Here is a 13,633-nt window from a genome sequence, read left to right as displayed (position 1 = left end):
TAGCTATTCAGATTTCCGGAGATAAACCATGAGACTACAGTTGAAATTGATCCCGCTGTTGCTCGGAACGGCTCTCTCCCTGGCCTGGGCGGCCCCATCGATGTCCCAGGGTCAGACGAATCTTCAGGAATTCGAGGCCGGCACGCCGCCGGCTTTCGATGACCCAGCAGCGGCGCTCGAACAGCTCAAGACCGTGTTGGGCGCCAATAACGTTGATGGCTTGGCTAAACTTCTCGGGCTGGATGCGGCCAAGTTGCAGGCCAGCAACGAGGCGATGATAAGCTACGCAACGATCCGCGAGGGTGCTGCACGACAACTGAAATTGCAGGACCTCGGCGATCGAAAAGTTGTTCTGATTGGTGACATCCTGTGGCCGCTGCCATTTCCTCTGTCGAAGAACAAGGACGGCAAATGGGCATTCGATACGGAAGTCGGCCTGCAGGAGATCGTCAATCGGCGCGTCGGCCAGAATGAACTCTCGACGATCCAGACCATGCATGACTATGTGAATGCCCAGTACGCCTACGCGCAGATCGACGAGGACGAGGACGGTCTCTTCGAATTCGCACAGAAGCTGATCAGCACTCCGGGACAACGTGACGGCCTCTACTGGGAGCCCGGTGCCTTTGACGAAGAAAGCCCGGCCGGGCCGCTGATAGAAACCGCCGCCTTCAGCAAGGCGAAGCGTGGCGAAGGCTATTACGGCTACCGCTATCGCATCCTGACCGCCCAGGGCCCCAACGTGATCGGCGGAAAGCAGAGCTACATCGTCAACGGCAACATGACGGGCGGCTTTGCGTTGATTGCCTGGCCAGTCACGTATCGTGTGACCGGGGTTCAGACCTTCATCGTCAACGGTGCCAACATCGTCTACCAGCGCGATCTCGGACCGGAGACCGAGCAGCGCGCCGCGGCGATCAAGGAGTTCAACCCCGACGATAACTGGACGGTCGTGCGGGACTGAAACGCGCAGAACTACGGAGCACGCGCCCGTCCCCCCCTCGCAATCCTGAAAGCAGGCGGCTTGTCCGCCCGCTCTCATGCTCGTTTGATAGGTCAGTTAGCGTTCTTCATACTGATCGCCTTTTGTAGGTCTTCGAGCTCCTCGCAACCGCCAGGGCAGAGTTGTTTCAACAATGCCACCTGCTCCTCGGCTTTGGGTAGGTCGCCTGTTTCGACATAGAGCTCGCCGAGATATTCGCGTGCCGCCTTGTGGTCGGGCTGCAGCTCCAGTGCCTTCGTATAGTAGGTCAGCGATGTCCTGTAGTCGCCAGTCTTGCGAAGCGTGAATCCCATCAGATTGTAAACATCGGCCTGCTGGTTGTTGTCGGCGAGGTCGCGAAGCTCGGCGAGGGCGCCAGCATAGTTCCTGGCTTCAATCTTGGCACGTACCGAGGTCAGGTCAGGAGCCGTCGTGGATTCGATGTTGTCGACAGCAAAGGCCGGGAATGTCGTAAGGTAGACGGCTGCAGCGCAGAAGTGGGCGAAGCCTGAGAGCATGCGTTTCATGTTAGTCTCCTTTGAGCCTTTAGGCATGGATTGTCGGAGTAAAGCCGTAGGCGCTTCCGTCCTTGACGAAGGTGCCTGAGCCAGGGAAGGGGAAGTGCGATCCGCAAATGGCGATGTCGTCGGCGATGATGCGGTCGATGAGGCGACGGCGCGTATCGATTGCCATCGGCCCGTCCTGATCGTAGCTGCCCTGCCATTCGGGATGGGGAGCGAGCAGCGCCGGCACGTACATTATGTCGGCGGAAACGAGCAGTTGCTTGTCGCCGGAGGCAACAAGGTAAGTGGAATGGCCTGGCGTGTGACCCGGCGCCGCGAGAAGCCGGACGCCGGGCGCAACCTCCGCTCCGTCGTCAACGAGTTTCCAATTTTTCCATTTGGGAAAGACATCGGCGATACGCTTGCCTGCCGGCTTGCGGCCTTCGGCGAGTTTTTCGACCCGACCAGGCTCTGTCCACCAGTTGTATTCCACAGCATTGACCACGATCTCGGCGTTCGGGAAGACTGGCGAATTGGTTTCCTTTTCCATCAGGCCCCAGACGTGATCGGGGTGGAAATGTGAGAGCATGATCGTATCGATCTTCTTGTAATCGATGCCGGCGGCAGCCATGTTTGCCGGCAGGTGCGTGGCGTTGCTTTGCCATTGGCCGACGCCGGAGCCGGCATCCATCATGACCAGATGATTACCGAGCTTCAGGACGACGACGGTCAACGGAATCGGCATGAATTCGGTGGTAAGCCCCGCGTTTGAGAGCGCCTGTTTGGTATCGTCGATCGAGGCATTCTTGATGAACTTCGGATCGTGCGGTTTTTTCCAGATACCGTCATAGATCGCCGTGACCTCAACATCGCCGACCTTGTATTTGTAAAAGCCGACTGTTGGCTCCAGCGGCGTTGCGGCGAGTGCCGGCAGTACGAATTCGAGCTTCGACGAGAGGCCGAAGGCCGCAGCGGCGGCTGCCGATCCCAGGACAGCGCGACGTGACATGGTGAGCATGAGCATGCCTCCTCTTGTTGATGGCATTTCGGGTAGCGAAGGCCGCAGGCAAAGTGCTGCCCATCGCTAACGAACTAGATCGGCTCTCCTCGGTGCTTATTCCCGGTACTGGACTGTGGTTTCTCAAGTGTCTGGAAATGTTGAGAAGTTTCTGCCGCCCGCGGCTGATGTCCTTCCACGGGCAAATAAAATCGGTGCAGCGGTGGAATAAACGCGTGCGGCGGAAGGTCTTGATGGCAGATGGCCGCATTGCGTGGATGTGGGTGTCGCGCTTAGAATCCCTTGCTGCTGAGGCTGGAAAATGATGACCGACGCCCAGACCGCCTATTCATCGGAATCAGACGACGTGTTGGGATGGTTGGCCCTTCGGCGGTCTCAGACGCGATTGTCACCATTTGCGGTGCTTCATAAAGCTGCAATGCAGCTCTTTCACCTGATGGCTCCGGCAAGGGTGGGTGCAGAGCAGGACGCATCCAACGCCGAAGCGAGTGCGCAGCACGAACTCATGCAGCGCTTCCAGCAGACGATCCTTCCCCATCTTGACGCGGCCTACAATTTCGCTCGCTTTCTAAGCCGCGACGCGGATGCAGCACAGGATATCGTTCAGGAGGCGTTCCTGCGCGCTTACCGCAGCTTCGGCGGATATCGCGGCGGCGACCCGCGTTCCTGGCTCTTTGCCATCGTCAGGAACTGCTGTCACGCTTGGCGCCAGCAGGATCGGCGCAAAGCGCGGTTCGAGCGGCAGCTAAGCGATGGCGGCGGCGCGGACGCCGACGACATCGGAGAGAACGAGATCGCCTCGGAGGAGGACACGCCGGAAACGGCGACGATCCGTCGTAGCGAGCAGCAGCGCGTGCGTGATGTCATCAACGGCCTCCCTGAGGCAATGCGGGAAGTCCTTGTTCTGCGCGAACTGGAAGATCTGTCCTACCGGCAGATCGCCGACGTTATCGATGCGCCCGTTGGGACCGTCATGTCTCGGATTGCTAGAGCGCGGCGCGAATTTGGCGAGGCATGGGACGAATGCAATAAAGCCGGGGTAGTCAGATGAGCGACGAAGCCGATCAGAAGGACTGCGAATGGCGCACCATGCTGCACGGCTTTGCCGATGGCGAGCTTGATTCCGATCGTGCGGCGCGGTTCGAGGAACATCTGGCCACCTGCTCGGATTGCAAAGCGGAGATTGAAAGGGTCCGGGCTGTGAGACAGATCATCGATCAGGACGGCGTCAAATGGCGACCACCGGAGGGATTGCACTCGCAGGTCATGTCGATGCTGTCCTTCGAGCATGGGGCGTTATCCAGTCTGCCGCTAGGACGGCGGTCGGGCTGGCGTCAGGCTCTCGATTTCCTGCGGTTATGGAGTTTGGTCCCATCGCTGGCCGCACTTGCAGCAAGTCTGATAATCTTTGCGAGCGTACCGTCCCCGACCTTGCTCTTGCAGGATCAGATTTTGGCAAGCCATGTTCGCTCGATGATGGCCGATCATCTGACCGACGTGCAGACGTCAGACCAGCACACGGTCAAGCCTTGGTTCAACGGCAAGATCGATTTTTCGCCACCGGTCACCGATCTTTCAAAGGACGGCTTCCCGTTGGTCGGGGGGCGTGTCGACTACATTGGCGGTCGAGCCGTCGCTGCCCTTGTTTTCCGACGTCATGGGCACGTCATCAACCTCTTCATCTGGCCGGCTGTGTCGTCCACGCAGGCCGCGGATGTGCTTGATGGATACAACATGGCTCTGTGGTCGGACGGCGGTCTCGCCTTCTGGGCGATTTCCGACGTCGCGTCCAGCGATCTCGCCGAGTTCGAGAAACTGTTTAGGGCGTCGACGCACGTCGGTACGGAGTGACACCATCCCTGAACCATTTCCAGGCCGATGAGTTTCTCCCAGAAGCAACCGGCGGAGATCATCATGCCTGGGAAGGATAAAGAACTGTCGCGTGAAGAAGATTATCGCGATTTTGAGGAGCGCAATATCGACGACGGCTGGCCTTATGCCGACAAGGGACAGACGGGCGCCGATTCGGAAAACGGTGCCTATGGCGAAGCCTCTAGGCGAGAACCCAGCAGCGGCTTCCGGGTGGATGGCGTCGATGAGGATGGCAACGAGAATCCTTTCAGGGACTCGCTACGCCCCGGGCTCATCGACCGCGACGACAGCGATGAGCTGGAAGCGAAAGTGGCGGAAAACCTAGAGAACATCCCCGACGTTGATGTCGGCGGCATTGAGGTTCATGCAGATGGCCATGTCGTAACCCTCGAAGGAGAGGTCGAAACAATCGGAATGGCCCGGAAAGTCGAGCTCGCAGCGCTTGCGGTCGATGGCGTGCATCATGTCCGTAACAAGATCGAAACAACCGGGGTCGACTCGCATATTCCCACTGACGATTGACACAACGGCAGTTGGGCTTGTGATCGCTTGCCCTTGTCAGTCACTCGAATGGACGCCTTTCACCAGGCGTACATCAGTTGGCTGCAAGATATCGCGGGCATCTTCGAGACCAGACTGCGCCACTCACGTGTAGCGTCCGCTCATATACAATGTTAGGTTCCTAGCCATAGTCGGGGTGCCGCTGGTTAGGAGGAATGCGAATGTTCCGATTGGGCAGAAAGTATCGACACCTTGTTCATGACGCCGGTTGCGGCTGCGCAAATCCGCTTCTGCAGCGACGATCTGGCTATCTCAGCGACTATTCGCGACGAACCTTTCTGGCCGGGATCGGATCGGCCACGGTTGCCGGGATGCTTCCCGGCGTGGGTAGCGCACAGACGCCAGCGCCACTGTCCCGGCTACTTCTTACTCAGGTGCGGCTGTTCGATGGCAAGTCGGATACACTGCAGACGGGCGTTCAGGTGCTGGTCGAAGGCAACAAGATCTCTGCCATCGATAAAACCAACAGTGCACCGCCTTCTGATGTAACGATCATGGAATGCGGTGACCGCGTTCTGATGCCAGGTATGATCGATGCGCACTGGCATACGATATATGCCGCGGTGCCGCTGCAAACATTGATGGTCGGGGATCCAGGCATCATTTTTGCGTCTTCAACAGCCGAAGCAGAGCGCACCTTGATGCGAGGCTTCACGACCGTGCGGGACCTGGGCGGACCCGTCTTTACCTTCAAGCAGGCAATCGATGAAGGCACTATTCCGGGACCTCGAATTTTCCCCTCAGGGGCGATGATTACAACGTCCGGCGGTCACGCCGACCTGCGCAAGCCATTCGAAATACCTGCACGAGATGGTCAACTCAGCCTCAGTGAAATGATGGGTAGCTCGGCTATCGTCGACGATGTAGGCGACCTGAAACGACGCGTGCGTGAACAGCTTCTCCAGGGCGCCTCACAGATCAAGCTCGTCGGAGGGGGAGGCGTTTCGTCGCCCCGCAGTCCGCTAGACATGACCACTTTCAGCGAGGACGAAATTCGGGCGGCAGTCGATGTGGCGCGGGACTGGAATACTTACGTCACCGTTCACGCTTACGCACCGAAGACAGTGCAGCGTGCCCTCGTCGGCGGAGCGGCGTGTGTCGAGCATGCGCATCTGATGGATGAAGACACAGCAAGGATGTTCGTGGATAAGAACGTCTGGCTGAGCACCCAGCCTTTCCTGACCATGGACGATGCGGCCTCACAACTGGCCCGGGTGCGGAGCGTATCAAGCAGCTATTTGCCGGAACCCCTAAGATCTACGAGTTTGCGAAGAAACATGGCATCAGGACCGCCTGGGGTTCCGATGTGCTCTTTTCTCCGGCACTGACGCCCCGCCAGAATACCATGCTGACCCATCTTGCCAACTGGTATACCAATGCCGAGGCGTTGCGCATGGCGACGTCCGGTAATGCGGACCTTCTGGCGCTTTCAAGTCTGCGGACGCCGTATGGCGGCAAACTCGGCGTTATCGAAGAAGGGGCGTTTGCCGATATCCTGGTTTGGGACGGCAATCCGCTTGATGACCTGCAGATGATCGAAGATCCGCAAAAGAATCTGAGTGTCGTCATCAAGGACGGACGGATATTCAAGAACACACTCTAGGCTACGAGGAAGCGATGCGGGAAAGTGGCGAGAGGGCGGTTTCCGCAACCTGGGTCCTGATTGCGGTACTTCTCGTCCTTGCAATGCTGCCGATGGCAAGGACTGTCCTTGCTCCGCTGACGTTTGCCCTCTTGGTGATTGCTCTTCTCTGGCCTGTACAGCAGAGGATGCAACGGATCGTTCCACGCTACGTTGCGCTCCTTGTGAGCCTGCTTGTTGTCGTATTGGCCTTTGTGGTGTTCGCGTGGATTGTGGCCTGGTCCTTTGGGCAGGCGGGGCGGTGGGTCATTGCCGATGCCTCCCGCTTCCAGCAGCACTATGAAGAAATCCGTGCCTGGCTAGAGGACAAGGGCATAGCCGTTGCGGTGCTCTCGGTCGACAGCTTTTCAACGACCTCCATTCTACGCGCTGTTCAGACCGTGAGCAGCCACGTCAACAGCGCCTTGAGCTTCTGGCTCATCGCGCTGACGTACGTTGTGCTTGGGATGATGGAGGTCGAGGATTTTGCCCGCAGGATTGCCGCGATGCGAAGCCAGTCGGCGAGAGAGCTCCTACTGAACGGGAGCCGGGAAACAGCACAGAAACTTCGCCGCTACATGTCAATCAGGACGGTGATGAGCATCGCAACTGGTCTGCTTGTCTGGATCTTCACACGCGCACTCGGTCTGCCCCTCGCCGAAGAATGGGGTATCATAGCGTTCGCGCTCAACTACATCCCGTTTGTTGGTCCGCTCGTGGCAACGTTGTTTCCCACGATGTTTGCCCTCATCCAATTCGACAGTTGGCAGTCGGTATTGGCGGTCTTCATCGGGCTGAATCTCATACAGTTCGCCGTCGGTAGCTACATCGAGCCACGCGTCTCAGGCAGTGCGCTGTCGCTTTCTCCTGTTATCGTGTTGTTTTCAGTATTCGCCTGGGGCTATCTCTGGGGAGTATTCGGCGCGTTCATTGGCGTGCCGATCTCGATCGCCTTGCTGACGTTTTGTCGTCACCATCCCTCAAGTCGGTGGGTCGTTGAGCTGTTCGGAACGGGCCGCGACGGTAACCCGCGACCGCCGTAGGGCAAGATTTGGCGATCCTGTCTTTAGGTGTCTTGATTGTCTCTGGAAGATCAACCGGTGGGTTCGCTGGTGATAGGCGGATGCCTATCTGTATTGTAGACGAGTAGCGTGGTTATGCCTTAACGGAGCTCGACCTATGCCCAACCTGATCGAAAGTCACCTTGCCCTTTTGCCGGAATCCACCGGGAGGGCCACAGCAACTTTGCAGCCGCGTCTCTTCCACTACACAACGCTTCAGGGCTTTCTCGGTATTGTCGGCTCGAAAATGATGTGGGCGACAAATATTCATTACCTCAATGATTCAGAGGAGTTCGTCTACGGCCTTGGCTACCTGAAAACGGAAGCCGAGACCCGCGCAAAGGACGCGTCCGCTGGACATCAGGCCGTATTGCTTCGGGTCGCCTCTCTCGTTGACTACTTCAAGCAGGGATATGTCTACACGGCATCCTTTGCGGAAGACGACGATCTGCTCAGCCAGTGGAGGGGATATGGTGTTGGAGGAGGCCTATGTCTGGGATTTTTGGTCCGCGACCTGCAAAAGATTGCGGAGCGGTCGGGCTTCCGCCTCATCAAATGCATCTATGAGCAGAGCCAGAAGGCTGCGCTCGCCAAGGAGTTCATAGATCACTCCTTAACGGCGATCGATGCCACCACTGCCTTGGGCAATGAGCGGGTCGAAGAGTTGGCAAACCAGATCGTCACCCGCTACCAACAACTCGCCTGTGCGTTCAAGGATCCTTCGTTTCGCGAGGAGTGTGAATGGCGCATTATTTCCAAGTTTGTGCCGGTTGACCACGAATCCGTGAAAGTCCGCGGGACGGCAACGATGCTGGTGCCGTACTTCGAGGTCGACCTCGATCTGGGGCAAGATGATCGCGGACGAACGAACATCGGAATTGACACCTTGATTGCCGGCCCGAGCCTGCAGAAGGAGCGAATTCTCCAGGCGGCTTCGATCGCCACCAAGCACTTGACCATTGAGGCTTCAAGGCCGTCAGAGATTCCATACCGTTCGCTGTAATCGCACTTTCTTCTGGATATGATCGCGGGCGGTGACGGCTTTTGAACCCTTCCGCACTGGCGCCTTGCCTGCCTTACAATCCCTCTTCCCTCGCATACGCCGCAAGCAAATCGGGGAAATCCTTCTCCGAGTTGCCCTTGAGTAGCGCCCGAGTGGTGATGGCATCGATATGATGCCGCATCAGCGAGCAGGCCTGTTCCCGCTCGCCCTTGTCGAGGGCGGCGATCAGTTCCCGATGTTCAGACACCGCGCAGTCAGGCGAATGCGGGCGTCCGTATAGCGACAGGATCAGCGATGAGCGCGAAACCAGTTCGGTGACGTAGCGCAGGAGCACATCGTTTTCCGTCAGCTTGGCCAGCAGCACGTGAAATTCGCCCGCCAGCTGGATGGACGCCGACGTGTTGTTGGTGCGTGCCGCGTCCTCCGCATCCACATGGGCTTCGAGCTGTCGGATCTGCTGCGGGGTCAACGTCCCGATCAACGTGTCGACAACCAGCGTTTCGAGTGCCTGGCGGACGGCAAAGATATGGCGAGCGTCCTCGAGACTGGGCTGCGCGACGCACGCGCCCTTGTGGGGGCGCAACTCGATCAGGCCTTCGCCGTTCAGCCGGGCGAGCGCTTGCCTGACGATGGTGCGGCTTACACCGAGCCGCTCGCCGATCGAGTCCTCTGGCAGCTTTGTGCCGGCCGCAAGCGCCTGATCGAGGATCGCACGCTTCAAGGTGCGGTACACGGCATCGGACTTGGATACCGCCGATTTCTGATTCTTATCGCGAAGTGTCGAGGCCATGACCGTCCTAATCTAAAATCCAAGCGTGCAATGACGTAAAGTGTGTGCAGACCCAGAGAATGGCGACGCTACCACTGCGTCGTTGAGCACGTAAAGGCGTGGAACGGCAGGATTGCCTTCGCCCATCCCGATGATCCCAACGTTTTTCATGCTGTGAGCCTCTGATACGTGGGAGGAAAGATCTCGTCGATCGCAGGATGACGCCAGGTTCTCTCGGGATAGCGTGCCACGAGGCGCTCAAATTGCGCCTGCGCACGCTGATGTGCCGCCTCGAAATCGAAGCCCGGGATTCGGCCTTCCGCCATCACTGTGCGCCCGTTGATGATGACGGAGTGAACGTCGCGCCCGCATGCGGACGTCATGAGGCAGGCGATGGGGTCGATGATCTCTCCGAGCCGATCGTTCGACAGGTCAACGACGACGATGTCCGCCGCGGCTCCCGGTTGCAGCCGTCCAAGGTCAGGGCGGTGAAGTGCGTCGGCGCCGCCGATTGTCGCTGCATCGTAGAGGTCGGCCGACCTCGGAGTGTCGATTTCGCCTGCCATTACACGACCGAGCATCAGGCCGAGCTGCATGTTCAAGATCATGTCGGGTGGCCAGGTATCGGTGCCCATGCCGATCCGCAAGCCGCTCCCGCGGAGACGGGAAAGATGATCGAGGGCGGCTCCATGTCTTGCCATCACCAGGGGACAGTGGACCAGCGTTGCGCCGGCTCCGGCGATGATGTCGAGATCATTGCGATCGGCGTGGGTCCCATGCGGCAGCAGCGCTCGTTCGGAGAGAAATCCGATCTGCTGGAGCCAGCCGGCACTCGTCATGCCGAAGCGACGCCGGATTGTCTCGACCTCGAATGATGACTGGCAGCAATGGAGGCGAACCGGCACATCAAGATCGCGTGCTGCTTCTGCCGTTCTCCTCAGGAGGTCGGCTGTCCAGAACTCGATCCGGTCGGGAGATAGCATCGTGCGGACGAGCCCGCCGCTGCGGTTTTCGTGCGTGGCACAGAACTCGATTGCTGTCTTGAGCCCTTCGACGCCGCGAAGTTCGTCTATCTCGACGACGATACTGCCATCGGGTTCGACGACGGAATGACCTGCCCGAAAGGCCGGCCCGAGATAGACGCGAAGTCCGAGGGATTCCGCCGCCTCGGCCGCGGAAGCGAATTCTTCCGGGGTCTCGTTCCACTCGCGATAGAAGAGCGAGGCGATGGGAAGCGCGGTGGTGATGCCGTTCCGGATCAGTTGGGCGAAAGCATACCGCTTCTGAAACGCCAACTCTTCGGGGTCGAGCATCTCGACTGGCCCCGCATCGACATAATCGCGCGGCCAGACGCGTCCCTTCTTCCAGCCGGGCTGATGATCGAGGCCGAGCACGCCGGTGTCGAGATCCGAAAGCGCGTCCAGGTCGATAAAACCCGGACCGATAAGGGCCATGCCGTGGTCGATGCGGCGCGCGACCGGGCCTTTGTAGTGATGGCCGACAAAGACGATCCGGCCACTCTCGTAGACGACTTCGCCGTTCTCGAAAAGGACATGGCGGCCGTTCTGATGTCCGACGACCCAGCGTGCACTCAAAAGCGTCGGGCCGGCCTCTTTGGTCCTCCATGCGTCATTTGACATTCGGCAGTTCCTCGCTCATCACGCCGTCACGTACGACGACCCGTCCGCGACGGATGACTGTGCGCTTCTGCGGCGTCAGTGCGACCGCTTCGGCGAGCGTTCGGGCTCGAACGAGCACAAGGTCACCCCGGCAGCCCGCAGAGAGGCCGTAATCCGTTAATCCAATGCCTTCGGCGCCACCGAAAGTGCAGATGCTCGCCGTGTCCCTGAGGTCCGCGTCGTTGGTCATGCCGTTGCGTTGTGCAAGATATTTGGCGCGCTCCAGCATGTCGCCGTTGCCCCACGGCTCCCAGGTGCCCTGGATACCGTCGGAGCCGGAGGCGATGACAACGCCGGACTGGCGCAGGATGCGGAGTGGCAACGCCGGCGCCGACGGGCTTCCGACTGTCATCACCGCTATACGCTCCGCTTCCAACGCATCGATGAGCGAACGCTGCCGCCGGCCGTCGAGCATGCCGAGGCAATAGGCGTGGCTCACCATTACCCGGCCCTGCAGGGAAAGTGCGCGCGTGCGCTCCAGAATCAGTTCGAGGCAAAAGGCGCCCAGGTCTCCCGGTTCATGCAAATGAATGTCGACTGGCTTCTGATAGCGTTCGGCAAGGGCAAAGATCGCGTCGAGATGGCGCACGGGATCGCGGTCGATGCTTGCCGGATCGATCCCGCCGACGACGTCGGCACCGGCTTTCAGCGCCTCTTCCATCAGAGCAAGCGTGCCCTCGCGAACCAGCATGCCGCTTTGCGGGAAGGCGACAATCTGTACATCGACAAGGTCCTTGAGCCTGTCGCGGGTTTCGATGACGCCCTCGATGTTGGCGATGCCGATTTCCGTGTCCACGTCGACATGGCTGCGGATGTGCATGACCCCGAACGCCAAAGTCTGCATGATCTGGCGTGCAGACTGGCGGCGTGCATCAATGCCGAGCTCCCGCTTGGCACACCGGTCGACCAGAATCCGGTCGTTGCGGGTCGGGCCGACGCTGTTCTCGAACCAGTCCATGCCGATCAGCGTCTTGTCGAGGTGGGTGTGCGCCTCGACTAGACCGGGCAGCGCGATGTGGCCGCTCCCGTCAATTTCAATTGCCGGCTTCTGCGCGGGGTTCTGCGCAAGCCAACCGTCACGGATATAGAGGTCAGCCGGTGCGCCACCGAGTGGGCTGACGTTGCGGATAAGAATGTCTGCAGTCACGGTCGTCTCCCTGGTCTGCCTGCCATTGCCGATATTGCCTCTTCGCCGTCAGGCAAGCTGCGCTCGTCCCATCATCGTCCGGAAAGCCCTACCTGCACGATGGAGGATCGCGTCCTCGTCATGATCGACGAGCTTGCGTGAGCGCATCAGAACGCGACCACCAACGATCGTTGTGTCCACGTCAGCGCCGTTTGCGAAGCGTGCGATCCTCTGCACGGGATGCGCAGGTGGCCAGAGGTGTGGTTGACGCATGTTGACGAGGATGATGTCGGCGCGCTTGCCGGGCTCAAGTGAACCGATTTCGTGTTCCATCGATAGTGCTCGCGCGCCCTCGATCGTTGCCATTTCCAGCAGCTGCATCGGTGGCAGGACACGGTCGTCCCGGAAGTGCCGTGCATGGTAGCGATGAGCCTGAAACATATTCCGGAACATATCGAACGAACGGTCGGGGGCGGCGGCATCCGTACCCAGCGACACGGTGATCCCCTGCTCGATCAACTCCGGGGCAGGGCAGCGACCGGATACAGACATCAGTGCGCTCGGATTGTGGGCCACCTTCGCGCCGCTCTGCTTCAAGACGGCGATGTCTTCCTCTGTCAGGTCGATGCAGTGGGCAAGAAGCGAGCGTTCATCGAAAAGCTCTAGCGCAGCTGCATTGGCAGCAATGGAGCCGGAGCGATGACCGTCTTGAACGAGCAGTGTACTCTTCTCGCGTGCAAGATCTCGCAACTGTCTTGATAGATTGTATACAGTTTGATTCTGCAACTCGCTGGCATCGAAGACGGGAAGGGACATTGCAATCCGAATGCGATCGTCGCGTTTTGCCCACTCCTCGGCTAGCTCCGCACATACGGCCAATTGCGCCTCGGTAGAGACCGGGGTCTCAACGAACGCATCTCCGGTGTATGTGCGATAGACGTGCCGTTGCGGTCGGTTTGGCCCGATGGCGAGGACCTCGCGCACACCCATGTCGAGGATCGTGGCAAGATGAGCACGGGCGGCTTCGGGCGCCTCCGTGCGCATGATATCCGGGCCGCCGCCGAAGAGGAGCGCGGCCGTGGTGGTCCCGCATTTTATCCGCTCCAGGGCCGATAACGCCGCCTCGGCGGCCCAGAATTCGGTATCCGTCGCCTGCGCGTAGACGCGTCCGGTCGTATCCATCCATTGTTCAGAGCCATCGCCCAGCCCTTTGGTCAAGGTGTGGCCGGCATGCGCATGCGTGTCGATGAGGCCTGGCATGACCACCATGCCCGTGGCGTCCATGCGTTCAGCGTCTGCGGGCGCGGCAATCGCGCCGTCCGATATGGCCGAGATTCGTCCGTCTTCGATCAGCAGATGTGCCTTTTCCAGGACACGCCGTTCCGGGTTCATGGTGATGACGACACCGTTCTCGATCAGCAAAACCTTCGCCATTGCG

Annotated in this window: 12 protein-coding genes and 1 pseudogene; 7 read left to right on the top strand and 6 right to left on the bottom strand. The window is 59.4% G+C overall.

The annotated features are described in order from the left end of the window. Window positions 1-28 precede the first annotated feature (28 nt). Window positions 29-964 (top strand): DUF2950 domain-containing protein, encoded by a 936-nt coding sequence (locus FHT97_RS10105; protein WP_183861817.1) that lies wholly within the window; start codon window positions 29-31, stop codon window positions 962-964. A gap of 92 nt (window positions 965-1,056) precedes the next feature. On the opposite strand, the gene FHT97_RS10100 is transcribed toward FHT97_RS10105, so the two are convergent. After that, on the bottom strand, window positions 1,057-1,500 hold the full coding sequence (locus tag FHT97_RS10100) for a tetratricopeptide repeat protein (RefSeq protein WP_246712602.1): 444 nt from the start codon (window positions 1,498-1,500) through the stop codon (window positions 1,057-1,059). A gap of 28 nt (window positions 1,501-1,528) precedes the next feature. Beyond that, entirely contained in the window at window positions 1,529-2,503 is a 975-nt protein-coding gene (locus FHT97_RS10095; protein WP_183861813.1) for an MBL fold metallo-hydrolase, read from the bottom strand. A gap of 304 nt (window positions 2,504-2,807) precedes the next feature. On the opposite strand from FHT97_RS10095, the gene FHT97_RS10090 reads away from it, so the two are divergent. The 6 genes and pseudogenes from FHT97_RS10090 (at window position 2,808) to FHT97_RS10065 (ending at window position 8,621) form a co-directional block, all read left to right on the top strand. Continuing rightward, the gene (locus FHT97_RS10090) at window positions 2,808-3,554 is read left to right on the top strand and encodes a sigma-70 family RNA polymerase sigma factor (protein ID WP_183862019.1); all 747 of its coding nucleotides are present in this window, start codon (window positions 2,808-2,810) and stop codon (window positions 3,552-3,554) included. After that, window positions 3,551-4,354 (top strand): anti-sigma factor, encoded by an 804-nt coding sequence (locus tag FHT97_RS10085; protein WP_246712590.1) that lies wholly within the window; start codon window positions 3,551-3,553, stop codon window positions 4,352-4,354. Before FHT97_RS10090 ends, FHT97_RS10085 begins: the two co-directional genes overlap by 4 nt. A gap of 63 nt (window positions 4,355-4,417) precedes the next feature. Beyond that, window positions 4,418-4,897 carry a BON domain-containing protein gene (locus tag FHT97_RS10080; protein ID WP_183861811.1) on the top strand — a complete coding sequence of 160 codons (480 nt, stop codon included), beginning with the start codon at window positions 4,418-4,420 and terminating at the stop codon, window positions 4,895-4,897. Between the two features lie 200 nt (window positions 4,898-5,097). Continuing rightward, window positions 5,098-6,539, top strand: a pseudogene (locus tag FHT97_RS10075) (amidohydrolase family protein). A gap of 14 nt (window positions 6,540-6,553) precedes the next feature. Next, entirely contained in the window at window positions 6,554-7,600 is a 1,047-nt protein-coding gene (locus FHT97_RS10070) for an AI-2E family transporter (protein WP_183755448.1), read from the top strand. Window positions 7,601-7,736: 136 nt separating this feature from the next. Next, window positions 7,737-8,621 carry a DUF2971 domain-containing protein gene (locus FHT97_RS10065; RefSeq protein ID WP_183861809.1) on the top strand — a complete coding sequence of 295 codons (885 nt, stop codon included), beginning with the start codon at window positions 7,737-7,739 and terminating at the stop codon, window positions 8,619-8,621. 73 nt (window positions 8,622-8,694) lie between these two features. On the opposite strand, the gene FHT97_RS10060 is transcribed toward FHT97_RS10065, so the two are convergent. From FHT97_RS10060 to FHT97_RS10045, 4 genes are all read right to left on the bottom strand, one after another. Further along, complete coding sequence (locus tag FHT97_RS10060; protein WP_183755450.1) at window positions 8,695-9,411, bottom strand: GntR family transcriptional regulator; 717 nt, start codon at window positions 9,409-9,411, stop codon at window positions 8,695-8,697. Between the two features lie 146 nt (window positions 9,412-9,557). Beyond that, the gene (locus FHT97_RS10055) at window positions 9,558-11,030 is read right to left on the bottom strand and encodes an amidohydrolase family protein (RefSeq protein WP_183861807.1); all 1,473 of its coding nucleotides are present in this window, start codon (window positions 11,028-11,030) and stop codon (window positions 9,558-9,560) included. After that, window positions 11,020-12,216 (bottom strand): amidohydrolase, encoded by a 1,197-nt coding sequence (locus FHT97_RS10050; RefSeq protein ID WP_183861805.1) that lies wholly within the window; start codon window positions 12,214-12,216, stop codon window positions 11,020-11,022. The genes FHT97_RS10055 and FHT97_RS10050 overlap by 11 nt, the downstream gene beginning before the upstream one ends. 48 nt (window positions 12,217-12,264) lie before the next feature. Further along, complete coding sequence (locus FHT97_RS10045; protein ID WP_183861803.1) at window positions 12,265-13,629, bottom strand: amidohydrolase family protein; 1,365 nt, start codon at window positions 13,627-13,629, stop codon at window positions 12,265-12,267. Window positions 13,630-13,633 lie beyond the last annotated feature (4 nt).

This window comes from Rhizobium sp. BK399 (assembly GCF_014194695.1).
Classification (GTDB): Bacteria; Pseudomonadota; Alphaproteobacteria; order Rhizobiales; family Rhizobiaceae; genus Rhizobium.
Note: the sequence above shows the minus strand (reverse complement) of the source record. Positions and strands in the feature narration are given on the sequence as shown.